18 protein-coding genes are annotated in these 12,971 nt (G+C 71.9%); 5 read left to right on the top strand and 13 right to left on the bottom strand.

Annotated elements, in window-relative coordinates:
- Positions 1-35: 35 nt before the first annotated feature.
- A complete protein-coding gene (locus tag OG937_37210) occupies positions 36-461 on the bottom strand; it encodes a hypothetical protein (GenBank protein ID WUD76942.1) in 426 nt (141 codons plus the stop codon).
- Between the two features lie 113 nt (positions 462-574).
- Here OG937_37210 and OG937_37215 point away from each other — a divergent pair, with 113 nt between their 5' ends.
- The gene (locus OG937_37215) at positions 575-1,123 is read left to right on the top strand and encodes an ABATE domain-containing protein (GenBank protein ID WUD76943.1); all 549 of its coding nucleotides are present in this window, start codon (positions 575-577) and stop codon (positions 1,121-1,123) included.
- Positions 1,124-1,138: 15 nt separating this feature from the next.
- Here the strand turns inward: OG937_37215 and OG937_37220 are convergent, their stop codons facing one another.
- From OG937_37220 to OG937_37230, 3 genes are read right to left on the bottom strand one after another with little or no spacing between them, the layout of a single operon-like run.
- Positions 1,139-2,344 carry a cytochrome P450 gene (locus tag OG937_37220; protein ID WUD76944.1) on the bottom strand — a complete coding sequence of 402 codons (1,206 nt, stop codon included), beginning with the start codon at positions 2,342-2,344 and terminating at the stop codon, positions 1,139-1,141.
- 34 nt (positions 2,345-2,378) lie between these two features.
- Entirely contained in the window at positions 2,379-3,746 is a 1,368-nt protein-coding gene (locus OG937_37225; GenBank protein WUD76945.1) for an FAD-dependent oxidoreductase, read from the bottom strand.
- On the bottom strand, positions 3,736-3,945 hold the full coding sequence (locus OG937_37230) for a ferredoxin (protein WUD76946.1): 210 nt from the start codon (positions 3,943-3,945) through the stop codon (positions 3,736-3,738). Before OG937_37230 ends, OG937_37225 begins: the two co-directional genes overlap by 11 nt.
- A 133-nt stretch (positions 3,946-4,078) precedes the next feature.
- Here OG937_37230 and OG937_37235 point away from each other — a divergent pair, with 133 nt between their 5' ends.
- Positions 4,079-4,279 carry a hypothetical protein gene (locus OG937_37235; GenBank protein WUD76947.1) on the top strand — a complete coding sequence of 67 codons (201 nt, stop codon included), beginning with the start codon at positions 4,079-4,081 and terminating at the stop codon, positions 4,277-4,279.
- A gap of 4 nt (positions 4,280-4,283) precedes the next feature.
- Here the strand turns inward: OG937_37235 and OG937_37240 are convergent, their stop codons facing one another.
- The 4 genes from OG937_37240 to OG937_37255 form a co-directional block, all read right to left on the bottom strand.
- Positions 4,284-4,673 (bottom strand): hypothetical protein, encoded by a 390-nt coding sequence (locus OG937_37240; GenBank protein ID WUD76948.1) that lies wholly within the window; start codon positions 4,671-4,673, stop codon positions 4,284-4,286.
- Between the two features lie 82 nt (positions 4,674-4,755).
- A complete protein-coding gene (locus tag OG937_37245) occupies positions 4,756-5,049 on the bottom strand; it encodes a hypothetical protein (protein ID WUD76949.1) in 294 nt (97 codons plus the stop codon).
- A 16-nt stretch (positions 5,050-5,065) separates the two neighbouring features.
- Positions 5,066-5,485 (bottom strand): hypothetical protein, encoded by a 420-nt coding sequence (locus OG937_37250; GenBank protein ID WUD76950.1) that lies wholly within the window; start codon positions 5,483-5,485, stop codon positions 5,066-5,068.
- A 189-nt stretch (positions 5,486-5,674) separates the two neighbouring features.
- Complete coding sequence (locus tag OG937_37255) at positions 5,675-5,821, bottom strand: hypothetical protein (GenBank protein ID WUD76951.1); 147 nt, start codon at positions 5,819-5,821, stop codon at positions 5,675-5,677.
- A 246-nt stretch (positions 5,822-6,067) separates the two neighbouring features.
- On the opposite strand from OG937_37255, the gene OG937_37260 reads away from it, so the two are divergent.
- A complete protein-coding gene (locus OG937_37260; GenBank protein WUD76952.1) occupies positions 6,068-7,207 on the top strand; it encodes a VanZ family protein in 1,140 nt (379 codons plus the stop codon).
- A gap of 29 nt (positions 7,208-7,236) precedes the next feature.
- On the opposite strand, the gene OG937_37265 is transcribed toward OG937_37260, so the two are convergent.
- Positions 7,237-8,511, bottom strand: coding sequence for a helix-turn-helix domain-containing protein (locus OG937_37265; GenBank protein WUD76953.1), 1,275 nt, complete (start codon positions 8,509-8,511; stop codon positions 7,237-7,239).
- 253 nt (positions 8,512-8,764) lie between these two features.
- Between OG937_37265 and OG937_37270 the strand changes: the two genes are divergently transcribed.
- Positions 8,765-8,917, top strand: coding sequence for a hypothetical protein (locus OG937_37270; protein WUD76954.1), 153 nt, complete (start codon positions 8,765-8,767; stop codon positions 8,915-8,917).
- 307 nt (positions 8,918-9,224) lie between these two features.
- On the top strand, positions 9,225-9,770 hold the full coding sequence (locus tag OG937_37275; protein WUD76955.1) for a hypothetical protein: 546 nt from the start codon (positions 9,225-9,227) through the stop codon (positions 9,768-9,770).
- 460 nt (positions 9,771-10,230) lie between these two features.
- Here the strand turns inward: OG937_37275 and OG937_37280 are convergent, their stop codons facing one another.
- The 4 genes from OG937_37280 to OG937_37295 all read right to left on the bottom strand — a co-directional run bounded on the left by OG937_37280 (position 10,231) and on the right by OG937_37295 (position 12,943).
- On the bottom strand, positions 10,231-10,716 hold the full coding sequence (locus OG937_37280; GenBank protein ID WUD76956.1) for a hypothetical protein: 486 nt from the start codon (positions 10,714-10,716) through the stop codon (positions 10,231-10,233).
- 498 nt (positions 10,717-11,214) lie between these two features.
- On the bottom strand, positions 11,215-12,174 hold the full coding sequence (locus tag OG937_37285) for an SDR family NAD(P)-dependent oxidoreductase (GenBank protein WUD76957.1): 960 nt from the start codon (positions 12,172-12,174) through the stop codon (positions 11,215-11,217).
- 80 nt (positions 12,175-12,254) lie between these two features.
- Positions 12,255-12,653 carry a VOC family protein gene (locus OG937_37290; protein ID WUD76958.1) on the bottom strand — a complete coding sequence of 133 codons (399 nt, stop codon included), beginning with the start codon at positions 12,651-12,653 and terminating at the stop codon, positions 12,255-12,257.
- Positions 12,650-12,943 (bottom strand): metalloregulator ArsR/SmtB family transcription factor, encoded by a 294-nt coding sequence (locus tag OG937_37295; protein ID WUD76959.1) that lies wholly within the window; start codon positions 12,941-12,943, stop codon positions 12,650-12,652. Before OG937_37295 ends, OG937_37290 begins: the two co-directional genes overlap by 4 nt.
- Between the last annotated feature and the right edge of the window lie 28 nt (positions 12,944-12,971).

Here is a 12,971-nt window from a genome sequence, read left to right on the forward strand (position 1 = left end):
GGACCGGAACCGCCGCCGGGCCGGAGCCGGCGTGATCACACCGCCTTGAAGGGCTCCCGGTAGGACTTGCGCAGGGACGCGGCGGCGACGGGGAGCAGTGTGGCGAGCACCTTGCCCTTGAGTGTGCCGGGGGTGCGGGTGAGCTCGACGTCGATCCGTGTGCCGTCCCCCTCGGGGGTCAGCTGGAAGATCCAGCCGCCGCCGGGGCCGAACACCTTCGAGTCGTGCGTGACGATGGCGACCCTCCCCGTCCCGGCGTCCCAGTCGTAGCGCGCCCGCTCCCAGGCGGACGCGGTGCCCTCGGTCACCTCGGCCCAGGTGTCGCCGATCGCGTGCACGGTGAGGTGCTCGGCGTCGATGGTGGGCCAGTTCCGGGCCCGTGCGGGACCGAAGTCGGTGAGCACCGCCAGCGCCTCGGACGGGCTGAGCGAGGAGAGCAGGTGGAAACGTACGACAGCCATTGCGGCGTCCCCCACATCATGAGTAACCGTTCTGAACGGTGACGACCGTTTCACGGGGCGAAGTCACCTGTCAAGCCAGTGACGAATCGCAGATCACCGGTTAGGATGGTGATGTGAACCATGCCTTTCCCTGTGGGACGCTCGCCCTCGACTTCCTGGGCACGCTGCGCGCACGACGCAATGCGATGCCCACGGAGAAGCTCGCGTCGCCCGAGCTCCTCGACTCCTGGTTCGTCGAGTCCCGGATGCTCGACCGCGAGCCCGGCTCCGACGCGTCTGACGTCGCGGCGGCCGTGGACCTGCGGGAGTCGATCTACGCCCTGGTCGTGGCGCGGCTCGACGGCGAACCGCTGCCCGCCGGAGCGGTCGCCGCGGTCAACCGCCACGCGGCCCAGGCACCCGTGGTGACGCAGCTCGGCCCCGACGGCACGAGCCGCTCCGGTTCGGCGTCACAAGGCCTCGCCGCCGTCGCCCGCGAGGCCGTCGAGATCATCGGCGGCGAGGACGGGGCGCTGCTGCGCGAGTGTGCCCGCCCGGAGTGCACCCAGGTCTACCTCGACCGCTCCCGGGGCCGCCGGCGTGAGTGGTGCGCGATGAGGACCTGCGGGAACCGCGTCAAGGCAGCCGCCTTCCGGGCCCGCCACCGCACCACCGAGGCCTGAGGCGGTCGAGGGGCATCAGAACCTGACGGTGAGGTGACGGGGCCCGCGCAGCATGGCGTTGCGCCGGTAGGGAGGCGGGTCCTGCAGCAGGGTCGCCGTACCCAGACCGGGCAGCAGCGCGCCGAGCGCCGCCTGGGCCTCGATGCGCGCGAGCGGTGCGCCGAAGCAGAGGTGGACGCCGCTGCCGAAGCCGAAGTGCTCGTTGTCCTTGCGGCCGGGGTCGAACCGTTCGGGGTCCTGGAACCGCAGGGGGTCACGGCTGCCCGAGGCGAGCGCGAGGATCACGGACGTGCCCTTCGGCACGACGGTGCCCGCGATGTCCACGTCGGCGAGGGGGATGCGCTCGCGCAAGTGCACCGGCGGCTCGTACCGCAGCAGTTCCTCCACCGTCTCCGGCAGCAGTTCCGGCTCCCGGCGCAGCCGCTCCAGCTGGTCGGGGTGGCGCAGCAGCGTGAGCACACCGTTGGTGATCAGGTTGACCGTCGTCTCGTGCCCCGCGATGAGGAGCAGGATCGCGGTCATCGCCAGCTCCTCGTCGGTGAGCCGCAGCTCCGGATCCGGTTCGTTGACGAAGTCCGAGAGCAGGTCGCCGGTGGGCCGGCCGCGGCGCTGCTCCGCGAGGCCGAGCAGGTACGCGCCCATCTCCATCCGGCCCTTGCGGCCCGCCTCGGCCCGCGCGGCGGTGTCCTCGCCGGGGCTGATGTCGGCGGAGGCGACGAGCAGGTCGGTCCACTCCCGGAACCGCGGCTCGTCCTCGCGCGGCACACCGAGGATCCGGCAGATGACCGTGACCGGCAGGGGGTAGGCGAGGTCGTCGACGATGTCGACGTGGTCGCGGCCCCGGAGCGCCTCGACCAGTTCCCCGGTGATCCGGGTGATCTCCCCGCGCATCGCGTCGACCCGGCCGGGGTTGTGGGGCGGGCCGAAGGGCCGCATGGCCAGCGTGCGCAACCGGTGGTGCTCGGGGTCGTCCAGCCGCAGGAACGGCAGGTGCTGGGTCTCCTCCGTCGCCGGGGCAGCCGGTGTGGTGCGGTTGCGGGGGTCCGCGCTGAGCCTCGGGTCGTGGAGCAGGCCGACGATCTCGTGGTACGTGCCGACCAGGTAGCTGCCGTCCGTCTGCCGCACCACGGGCCCGGCCTCGCGGAGCTCCGCGTACAGCGGGTACGGGTCGGGGCGGCTGGCGTAATCGGTGATCCGTTCCAGCAGGGTCTCGGCGGTCATGCGTGGTGGCTCCTCGTGGATGGGCGGGGGTGGGTCACCCGGCGGGCCTCGCCAGGACCAGCCGCCGGTCCGGCAGGTACCCGGTGAGCGCGACGGTGGGACCGTGCGAGAGCCGGCTCGGGTCCGGCACATCGGAGGGGAGGACGACCTCGGCCGCCGTACGGCGGTCCGACGCGCCCAGCGGGGGCGGGAACGGGGCGGCCGTCTCGATGAGGCGCTCGTAGTACTCCAGCGACTTGGCCATGTTGACCGTGACCGCGGCGGTCAACCGGCCGCGGTAGCCGTACGCCATGACCAGGCGGCGCTCCTCCAGCGAGCCCTGCGCGATGACCACCTGGTCGGAGAAGGTGGGGACGCCCACCGACTTGATGTTGTAGCCGAACTGGCTCGACCAGAACGTCGGGACCGCCAGGTGCGGACGCCGCAGGGGACCCGGACTGACCATGTTGTGGGCGGCGACCTCGGCTTGGTCCACCGCGTTGCGCCAGTGCTCGAGGGAGAGCAACTGGTACTCGTACAGCGGGTGCGGGAAGCGCGAGACGTCACCGGCCACGAAGACGTCGTCCGTGACGATCCCGTACATGGTGAACGCCCGGCACCCGGCGTCGCAGGCGATCCCGCGCGGGCCCGCGGCCAGCCCGGACTCCGCCAGCCACTCGACGTTGCGGACCGCGCCCATCGCGACGATGCACACGTCCGCGTCGACACGGGTGCCGTCCGACAGGTCCGCGCCGGTGAACCTGCCGTTGCCGCGCAGCGAGGTGACGGTCACGCCGCAGCGCAGGTCCACACCGTGGGCCCGCTGCATGGCGGACGCGAGCTTCGACAAGGTCCCGCCGAGCGCCCCCACCAGCGGCGCCGGGCCGCGTTCGGTGACCGTGACCTCCAGACCGCGCTCGCGGCAGACCGACGCGATCTCCGAACCGGTGAAGCCCGCGCCGATCACCAGCACCCGGCGCGGCCCGGCGGCCAGCCGCTCGGCCAGCCGCGCGGCGTCGTCGCTGGTGCGCAGCGTGAACACCCCGTCGAGGGCGGCCTCCTCCGGAACCGGCCAGGGCCGCGCCCGCGTCCCGGTCGTGATCAGCAGCCGGTCGAACGGCAGCGACGAGCCGTCGCCCAGCAGGACCCGCTTCCCCACCGGATCCAGCCCGGTGGCGGGCACCCCCAGCCGCCACTCCGCGTCAGGATCGCGGCGCATCGGCAGCCCGGTGGCGTCCGCCGACACCTTGCCGAGCAGCACCCCCTTGGACAGCGGCGGCCGGTCGTACGGCGGGTGGGGCTCGTCCCCGACGACGGTCAGCGAACCGGTGAAGCCCTTCTCGCGCAGCGTCTCCGCGGCCCGCAGGCCCGCCAGCGACGCTCCGACGATGACGATCCGGCCCTCCAGGAGGTCAGCGGACACCGGCGCTCACCCCCTCGCCCACCAGGATCGCCTGCACCGGGCACGCCGCGGCGGCCTGGCGCACGCGTTCGTACTGGTCGCCCGGAACCGTCGGGTCGTACAGCAGCGCCTCCTCGCCGTGCAGTTCGAACACGTCCGGCGCAAGGAACACGCACTGCGCATAGCCTTGGCAACGGGTGAGGTCCACGACAACACGCATGCCCAGCCACTCTCTCCAGCGCTTTGATGTCCCTCCATTCGTAAGCCCTGCGGGGCCGCGGCGCTCGCCCGGATACTCCGCCCGGACATTCCGCCAGGATGCGTTCCCGCCCCTGCGGGGCCACGCTGAGCCGGTGCGATGCCGAGTGATCGTGTACCCGCCCTCGGGCACCGGCGGCCGCCGCGTGCGGTGCGACGGCAGGATCCTCGGCCTCGCCTACGGACCCCGGGACGTCCTCGCGCTGGCCCGCCGCGCGGGGCTCCGCATGCGCCTGGGCGACCTGTACGACAGCGACCTCGTCGAGTGGCGCGGCGCCGGCCCCACGACCTGGTGACGGCCTACAAACGCGGCCAGAGCGGCGTCATCACACCGAGGTCGATCACCGACACCCACTCCGCCGACGGGATGGCCCGCTCCAGCACGAACCACTCGTCCGGACGCCCGTCGAACCGGGACGCCGCGAGCGCCTCCGCGGACCCCGCGGGAAGCTTCGTACCCGCCCAGGCATGCCACCGCTGCGCCTCCGGCGCGGGAACCTCCACCGTGAACCGCACGGTGCGGTCCCGGAAGGCCCCCGGCAGCGACCCCGGACTCGGATCGGCGGTCAGGTGCACGGTCCGCGCCAGTTCCGGTACGTCGTCCAGCTCCTCCGGCCAGGTCGCCCTGATCTCCGCGTCCGCCAAAATCAGCGGCCACAGCCCCGGCCGCGTGAAATGGAAAAGGAGCATGCCGGGGACCCTACTGGTGGATCGCCGCCGCGTATGTTTCCGGCATGTGACAACGAGCGCCCTGGATCAGCCCGCGCGGACGTCACTCGTCGTCGCATCGCTCCAGGACCAGACCCACGGATCCCTCCACCAGCCCCACCCCGGCCTCAAGGTGCAGGTGCGCACCGTCAGGGGTGCCGTTGTCTGCGAGCGTGAGCAAATGGCGTGCGAGGGTTCTGAGCCCGTCGGCGTTCGCCTCGATGACGATCTCGCGTCCGAGGTCGCGCACCTCGATGCGCGCGTTCTCGTCCCATGTGAAGACCGAGGCCATGCCATCGGTGAGCGCGGTCTGGTGCGTCGACGCGGGGGGCGGCGCGGGCTTCGACTCGGGTGCCATGCCGACCATCATCGCCTCACGTTCCCGGGGAGTACGCGTAGGCCCGGACGGGATCGAGGTGAAGTTCGAACGGGCCGGAGCAGTCCGCCGCGAGCGTCGCGACTGGAGCACCGCAGGGGCAGGCCCGGTTCAGGCCCTGGTTCCCCGCCGGGCCGCAGCAGCCGCTGCTGTTCCTCCGGCCAGGCAGCGGCTGCAGCCCCGGGGCATCCTCCGGGTTCATCACGACCGTGTTCCGGCAGCCTGCCGAGACGACGAACCCTTCCGCGGTACCGATCATGGGTCCGCGGGCCTGTGCCCGCCGGGGGTTCTCCTGGTCGTCCTGCAGGACATACGGAGGTCCCCACGGCTCGGGATCGATCGCGTAGCCGCCGCGCGGCAGCGTTGATGGCGCCCGCCGGGTGTCCTTGTTCCGGTCGTGCTCGTCCTCGGTCGGCACGGGGACCGCCGACAACCGGACCAGGTCCGGCGTGATAGTGGTACCGCACGGAACAGAGGAAGACGGTCATGTCGTCGTTGTAGTCGGCTGACTCACTCTGCCGCATCCTCATTTCACGCCCTCGTGGCGTGCGGTCGTGATTGCTCAGCCCACTCGGCCCCGTGCCGGCGCGTCCTTCTTGCCGGGACCTCACAGCAGTACGTCGCGCCCTTCCGGGTCGCCGCACACGGGGCAGTCGTACTCGTCAAGGGATTCCTCAGGAACCGGGTGCCCGCAGAAGACGCAGGGGCGCATGTCGTCGTCCAGCGTCTCGACCGGGGGTTCGTCGTCGTTCACGACCGCAGGTTTCCATGCGTGGGGCGTCGGTGCGGAATGCGGCGGCAAATCGCCGAGGTCGGTCCGGGAAAGGTTGCGCACCCAGGGGCGAAGCCCCCGCCCTTCAGCGACTGGCGCCGACCTGGCGCTGTTACAGCTTGGTCATGAGTTGAACCAGGGCCCATGACGTGTGGGCGCCATGGTGATCGCCGACGCGCCGCGATTCGCGTGCCGTCGGCTGATCTCCTCGCGCTCGAAAGGCACGGCATGTTCGCTCTCGTCTTCGGAGGGCACTTGCTGTACCTCCTCCTCGTCACCCTCGTCTCCGCGGCCGTGCTGGGGGTCGTCGCGGTCGCCCTGCGTGGCCGTTCCGACCGGCCCTGGACCTACGGGGCATGGGCGGCCACGACGACGGCCGCCTTGTTCCTGACGCTTTGGCTCAGACCCGTCGGTACAGGCGCGGTGAAATGCACGGTGAGCAAGGACGTGTGGGAGTCGTTCGGGACGACCCAGGGGTGGATGAACGTCGCCCTGTTCGTGCCGATCGGCTTCTTCGGTGTGCGGGCGGCCCGGCGTCCGGTCCCTCCTGTGCTGCTGTCCGTCCTCCTGGCGTGCGGGATCGAGACCGTCCAGGCCTGCCTTCCCGTCATCGGCCGTTACTGCGACACCAGTGACTTCACCACCAACGTGGCGGGCGCCGTCGTGGGCGCGGGCATCGGGGTCCTGTCGCTGCGCCTTGCCGGTTCGGGGCTGTCGCCCTGGCCCACGCGCCACCGCGGGCTCCAGGCCGCGACCGGGGCGGGATTCCTGGCCGTGGCCCTTGTGCTGACGACCGTCGTCGACGTGCGGGTCGTCGACCACGCCGAGCCGAGCAGGGAGGCGTCCGCGGAACAGCAGGCGGTGATCGGGCAGGCGGTGCGCAAGGCGCTGGGCGACGACGTCAGGATCGTCCGGGTCCAGGACAACACGCCGTGCGGGATCGACGGCGTGAACGAGGAGGTGTGGGCGGAGCTGGAACCGAGCGGGGTCGCCTTCATGAGCTGGCCCGACCCGGACCGGTTCCGCGTCGACGTGTCGACGGGCCCCCGGACCGAGGCCGCGGCGGTCGGGAAGCCCATTCCGGGCTCTTCGTGGTCCGTGCACGACGCGGCCGCCGCCGAGCGGGCCGCGGACCGGTACGTGGCCCTGCACTACCCCACGGCCGACACGAAGCGGCCCGCCGTGGACCGCGTCGATGACGGCGCGGGCGAGACCTGGACCGTGACGTACCCCTACCGCGACGACCACATGCAGGCCGTGACGTCGCTTCAGGTGACGGTGAACTCCGCCGGGCGTCTCCTCGGCGTCCGCCTCGCCGCGACCGCCGGCACCGGCCCGGATACGAAGTCCGGCGACTACTGCGGCTGACGACTCGGGGAACCCATGTGGTCACAGCGCTAGCCGTCATAGGGGACCCAGGCACGCCGGCCTGCGTCGTTCGTGCCGTACCAGTAGTGCGGCATCGCCGTGATGCCGGTGGTGCGGAACGGGCGGCCGTGGTCGTCGATGCGGATCGTGCCGGTGCGGCCCTGGGAGGACCAGTCGAGTTCGAGGTACCAGCGGGCGTCGTGGGTCCGTGTAGTCGCGTCGACCAGCAGCACCTCCGGGTCCTCGGCGGAGACGCGGTACGGGAAGTGCGCGGCCGGGATGACGTGTCCACTGTCGGCACCGTCCTTCGGGCGGGTGATGGGGCGGCCGACGTCGAGGTCCACGGTGAAGCGGCGGGGCGTGAGGTCGCTCCCGCAGCCCTGGCCCATGGCGTACGCACTCCCGGCGGCCGGGTTGCCGCGGCTGACGATGCGGACGTGGAGCGCCTCAAGGACCACGGCCGTGGACGACCGCCCTTGCACCGAGATCTGCACCCTCGTCTGCCGCCCGTGCACCGCGCCCTGCGTCGCCGCCCACGCCCGGGCATCCTGCTCCACCGGCGGCGCAGGTACCTGTGCGGGCGGCTTGGCGATGACGTAGTCGTGGCCGCAGCCCTTGTCCCAGACCAGGGAGTCGGCGCTCCACGCGAGGGGCAGGCCGGTGGTCTGCTTCGCGGCCGCGGTGGGACCGCTGCCGGCGGCGGACGGGGCGGAGCTCCGGGAAGGGGAGGGGGATGCGGTGGCCGACGTCGCCGAACGGTGGGGTGCGCCGGGGGCGGTCGTCCGTGAGCCCGCGGTGCGGGAGGCGTCCGCCTCGGAGGAGCGCTCGCCCGACAGGGCGGACGTGCTGCGCAAAGCGGCGACCAGCGCGCAGGCGACGGCGATGGACGCCAGGAGCCGTCGGCGGCGGTACCAGGGGCGGGGAGCGGGGGAGGGAGCGGGCTCATCCGGGTCGGGGCCGTCCCCGGGCTGCTCCGCGGAGCTGTTCTCCTCGACGAGCACCCCGTCCCCGTCGGGCGCTGGTGCCGCCGCCTCCGCCGAACCGGCCGTACGCGCCTCCTGCCGAGCCGCCGTCGCCGACAGCCACAGACGGTGCAGCTCGAGCCGCTCCTGCGGTCCCGCCCCGCAGAAAGCCGCGAGCCGCTCCAGGGGCGCGAAGTCCTGCGGCACCGCCTCGCCCGCGCAGTACCGGTGCAACGTGGAGGTGTTCATGTTGAGGCGGCGGGCCAGAGAGGCGTAGCTCCGGTTCGTGCGGTCCTTCAGCCGGCGCACCAGCGCCGCGAACTCCTCGACATCGTCGCGCATCGACACCGTTCTCCCGTCGTCCGGCCGCCGATCCTGCATCCCAGGCACTCATATCCCTGCACGTCAGATGGGCCGGGATGGTTCCACCGTCGCCATTAGGGCGGCAGTCGTTGCGCAGGACTCCGGCGGCCGCCGATGCTCTTCGTGTCGCACCGGCCGGGGCCGGACCGGCCAGCCGGCGTCGGGCGACGTCCGAAACCTATGCCCTGCACTCATGCACTCACGGCATTCACCGCATTCACGGGGGACACCCATGCCCAAGAACACCCGAGCAGGCGCGCTCCTCGCAGTCGCTGTCACGGGTCCGGCCGTGGCGCTCGCCGGCCCTGCCGCGGCCGCTCCCAAGGCGCCCGGCTTCCTCGCGGCCGCAGCCGCCGACCTGCCGCCGCACCGCACCTCGTCCTGAACGGCCGGCAAGGCCACCGTCGGCGTACCGGAGGAGACGGACCGGGACACCTGTCTGCGGGCGCTGCAGGGCCACGCGGCCACCCGGTACCGCGACTTCGGCACCGACCTCGACACGAACGCCCGCCAGATCACCGTGGTCCTGCACGCCACCGGTTCGGCGAAGCAGCCGACCTCATGGCTGAACAAGCACATCACGTCCTGCGCGGCCCGCATCGCGGCAGGACCCGGCCGTACGCGGCCGGCACCGACGACCACGGCACAGCCCGACCACTCGACCACTCGATCACTCGAAAGGGAGAACCGACATGAACAGCAGGACTCGCACCGCCCTCACCGCCGGCGTCCTCGCCGTTGCTCTCGGCCTCGGCGCCACCATCCAGGCCTCCGCCGGGACCCCACACGGCGTCAGCGGCAAGCCGTCCGAGTCGGCACAGGCGTCCGTCCATGCCCCCGCGAAGGCGTCCACCGCCGCACCGCAGTCGGTCAGCGGCACGCCCGGTCAAGCGGTGACCCGGGTCGCCGACTTCTACGGCGCGTACATCGACGCGAAGGGCGACTACACGGACCCGGACGTCACGCTGGCCACGGCCCTCCGCAAGCACTACCTGACGCCCGACTTCGCCCTGCGGCTGGCGGCCTGGGAGGAGAAGAACGGGGCGGACGGCGTCCTGCACGCCCAAAACGTCCCGGCGCAGTGGAGGGTGACCGACAACGGCACCGTGGGAAACGGCCATGAGGTCATCGTCACCCTGACCTTCGGCAGCGGGGAGACGGTGCAGAAGACCAAGCTCTTCGTGCTGATGGAGCGGTACAACCACATCGTCGACATCGACACCACGAGTGCACGCTGACGGCTGACGGCGGAGCGCGACTGCCGGTCACAGGGCCAAGGAGGGTGACCGCGATCCGCTGTGACGCCGCGTCACCCCGGTCCTGCGCTTGAGGTCGGCTTCCGTGGCTGGTACGCACCGGCGTCGTCTTCACCGCCGACGCACACCATGGGCCCCGCCGGGCAGTGCAACTCCGGCGGGGTCCTGCGTGCCCACCGCGCAGGAGGCTCGTGCGGTGGGCACGGCCGGGCGGTGAGGACGGCTTCCCCTCAGCGCCCCGGGACGCCGGCCCGGAAGGCAGCTCGGACAAGAATCGAACGTCGACCGACGGCCCGCTTGTTGAGCTCGCCCTGCCCGATACGCGGTGAGGCCGTCGTCCTGGGCGAGCTCGGCGCAGGCTACGGGCCCGGGCGTGACCAGCGCCGCGACCCGGTGAACCTTCCCAGTCACAGCATGGCTTCGGCCGCCGACGGCGGCGCCGCTACTCCTGTGGCCCCTGAGCGCGCTCGTCCCAGCCGACCGCGACCGCCCAGGTGACCCCGGTCCCCGCGGTCACCTTGAGGCGGGTCGCGGCCTCGGCGGACGGCATCGCGGCACCGTTGAGGCTGCCGTCCGGCCGGTCCGAACAGTGCTCCGTGGACGTGCCGTAGCGGCCGGCGTCGACCGTGAGCGTGCCCGTGCCCTGGCACTCCGTGGCCACGTAGACCGTCCCGCCCTCAGGCTTCGCCGGCAGCGCCAACTCCAGTGCACCGCTGTGCCGCCCCGTCGACACCCACAGCTCGGCGTCCGCCAGTTGCTCCGCCGGATCGTCCCAGTAGGCGGCGGGGGAGGCGGAAGCGGAAGGGGAGGCCGTAGCCGGCGTGACTCCCTGCTGTCGGGGAGCTTTGGAGCCCTCCGTGCAGCCGCTGAGCATGAGGACGGACGCGACGCAGCCCAGCAGGGCACGCCGCCGAACGCGATGGAACACATCAACCCCCGTGTGTGGTTCCCGATCGGCCGGATCATGCTGGCACGTCCGGCCGCGGTCGTACAGGACGCGGCGAATCGGAGGAGTGGGCGCAGAGCGTCACGGTCGCCCTTGACGAGCAGGCACGCATCCTGCGCGGCCATGGATGGCCCGCCGGCGCGGAGCGCCACGTCGCGGCCCTCCAGAGGGAGATCGACGCGGCCCGCCCGCACTGGGCGAAGGCCGCCGGCGCGAAGGACGTGGAAACGTACTACGGCCGCTGTGAGGCGGCCCTGCGCCTGACCAGGCGATCAGGGCGCGTGGGGCGCTGAGACATGTCACGTCGGGCCAGATGCCGGAGTCTTCCGCATGATCGACCGGACTGCCTCCGGTCTGGTCCGCGGGCGCCTCGGCGGGGGCGTTCCGAAGCGTGGTGGACCCGCGACCACGAAGGGATCGAAGGTCCACCGCTGCCGTTCGCCGCCCGGCAGGGCCTTGGGCTTCCGGATCAGCCGGATCCTAGGCGGTGAAGGCGTTCACGCCCGTCAGATCCGCCGACAGGGCCCACAGGCGGGCCGCCTGCTCCGGGTCGACCGCCCAGTCCTTGACCCCGGCCGAATCGCCGCCGGAGGGTTCGGCGATGTCGCAGTCCTCCAGGTAGACGCCGCCCAGACCGTCCAGTTGTGGTGAGGTCGCGGCCCACACCTGGGTGGCCGCGCCCTGCTGCGGGGTCTTGAAGCTTTCGGGAGCCGCCAGGTTGCCGTGCTCGTCGATCCAGCCGCGCTCGATCATCTCCTCCTTGGGCAGGTGCCGTTGCAGCGGTGTGAGGATGCTGCCGGGGTGGAGGGAGAAGGCCCGTACGCCGGCGTCACGGCCGAGCGTGTCGAGGTGGACGGCGAACAGGACGTTCGCGGTCTTGGCCTGGCCGTAGGCCAGCCACTTGTCGTAGCCCCGCTGCCACTGGACGTCGTCCCAGCGGATGCCGGACAGGTGGTGGCCGCGGGAGGAGACCGAGACGACGCGGGCGCCGCCCGGCTCGATCGCCGGCCACAGGCGGTTGACGAGAGCGAAGTGCCCGAGGTGGTTCGTGGCGAACTGCGCCTCCCAGCCCGGTCCCACCCTGGTCTCCGGGCACGCCATGATCCCGGCGTTGTCGATGACGATGTCGACCGCGCGGCCGGAGGCGAGGAACCGCTCGGCGAAAGCCCGGACGCTGCCGAGGTCGCCCAGGTCGAGTTGGTCGACCTCGACACGTTCGACTCCGGCCAGCGCCTCCTGCGCGGAGGCGGGACGGCGGGCGGGGACGACGACGTGGGCGCCCGCCTTGGTCAGCGCACGCGTCGTCTCCAGGCCGAGACCCGAGTAGCCGCCGGTGACGATCGCGAGCCTTCCGGTGAGGTCGATGCCGCCGAGGACGTCCTCGGCGGTGCTCCGCGCGCCGAAACCGGAACCGATCTTGTGCTGTGCCGTAGTGCTCATGTCCGGAACGCTACGAATTGGAGTGCTCTCGAAGTCAAGGACACGCGGGGGCGGGGCCCTCCCCCGCCTGAGCTCGCGCCTCAGCTCCCGGCGTCCGCGCTGTGCACGATCTGGATCAGGTTGCCGCAGGTGTCGTCCAGGACGGCGGTCGTGACGGGGCCCATCTGCACCGGTTCCTGCGTGAAGTGCACCCCGAGCCCGCGCAGCCGGGCGAACTCCGCGTGCACGTCGTCCACGGCGAAGGAGGTCGCCGGGATGCCGTCCTCGGCCAGCGCCGTCTTGTACGGCTTCACCGCGGGATGGCCGGAGGGCTCGAGCAGCAATTGCGTCCCGTCGGGGTCCTCCGGCGAGACCACGGTCAGCCACCGGTCCGTACCGATCGGGACGTCGTGCTTCTTCACGAAGCCCAGCACGTCGGTGTAGAAGCGCAGGGCCTTCTCCTGGTCGTCGACGAAGACGCTGGACAGGTGGATCCTCATGGGGTGCTCTCCGATGCGTCGGGCCTGAGCCACCGGGTCACGATGTGCTCCAGGGGTTCGGTGTTCAGGTCGTGGTATTTGTAGCGGCCCTGGCGCCGCGTGAGCACCAGGCCCGCCGATTCGAGCACGGCCAGGTGCTGGCTGACCGCCTGGCGGGACAGCCCCAGGCCGTGCTTCATCGCCAGCCGCCCGCAGATCTCGAACAGGGTCTGGCCGTCCCGTTCCACCAGCTCGTCAAGGATGCGTCGGCGGGTGGGGTCGGCCAGCGCCTTGAAGACATCCTCTTCCATGACCGCAACGATAGGCAAGTGGCCGCTT

Origin of the sequence: Streptomyces sp. NBC_00510 (genome assembly GCA_036013505.1) — a bacterium.
In the GTDB taxonomy this organism is placed as follows: Bacteria; Actinomycetota; Actinomycetes; order Streptomycetales; family Streptomycetaceae; genus Actinacidiphila.

Coding starts and splice junctions, on each gene's coding strand:
- OG937_37210 (WUD76942.1), bottom strand. CDS start 461: ATGGCTGTCGTACGTTTCCACCTGCTCTCCTCGCTCAGCCCGTCCGAG.
- OG937_37220 (WUD76944.1), bottom strand. CDS start 2,344: ATGACCGCCGAGACCCTGCTGGAACGGATCACCGATTACGCCAGCCGC.
- OG937_37230 (WUD76946.1), bottom strand. CDS start 3,945: ATGCGTGTTGTCGTGGACCTCACCCGTTGCCAAGGCTATGCGCAGTGC.
- OG937_37240 (WUD76948.1), bottom strand. CDS start 4,673: ATGCTCCTTTTCCATTTCACGCGGCCGGGGCTGTGGCCGCTGATTTTG.
- OG937_37245 (WUD76949.1), bottom strand. CDS start 5,049: ATGGCACCCGAGTCGAAGCCCGCGCCGCCCCCCGCGTCGACGCACCAG.
- OG937_37260 (WUD76952.1), top strand. CDS start 6,068: ATGTTCGCTCTCGTCTTCGGAGGGCACTTGCTGTACCTCCTCCTCGTC.
- OG937_37265 (WUD76953.1), bottom strand. CDS start 8,511: ATGCGCGACGATGTCGAGGAGTTCGCGGCGCTGGTGCGCCGGCTGAAG.
- OG937_37270 (WUD76954.1), top strand. CDS start 8,765: ATGCCCAAGAACACCCGAGCAGGCGCGCTCCTCGCAGTCGCTGTCACG.
- OG937_37275 (WUD76955.1), top strand. CDS start 9,225: ATGAACAGCAGGACTCGCACCGCCCTCACCGCCGGCGTCCTCGCCGTT.
- OG937_37285 (WUD76957.1), bottom strand. CDS start 12,174: ATGAGCACTACGGCACAGCACAAGATCGGTTCCGGTTTCGGCGCGCGG.
- OG937_37290 (WUD76958.1), bottom strand. CDS start 12,653: ATGAGGATCCACCTGTCCAGCGTCTTCGTCGACGACCAGGAGAAGGCC.
- OG937_37295 (WUD76959.1), bottom strand. CDS start 12,943: ATGGAAGAGGATGTCTTCAAGGCGCTGGCCGACCCCACCCGCCGACGC.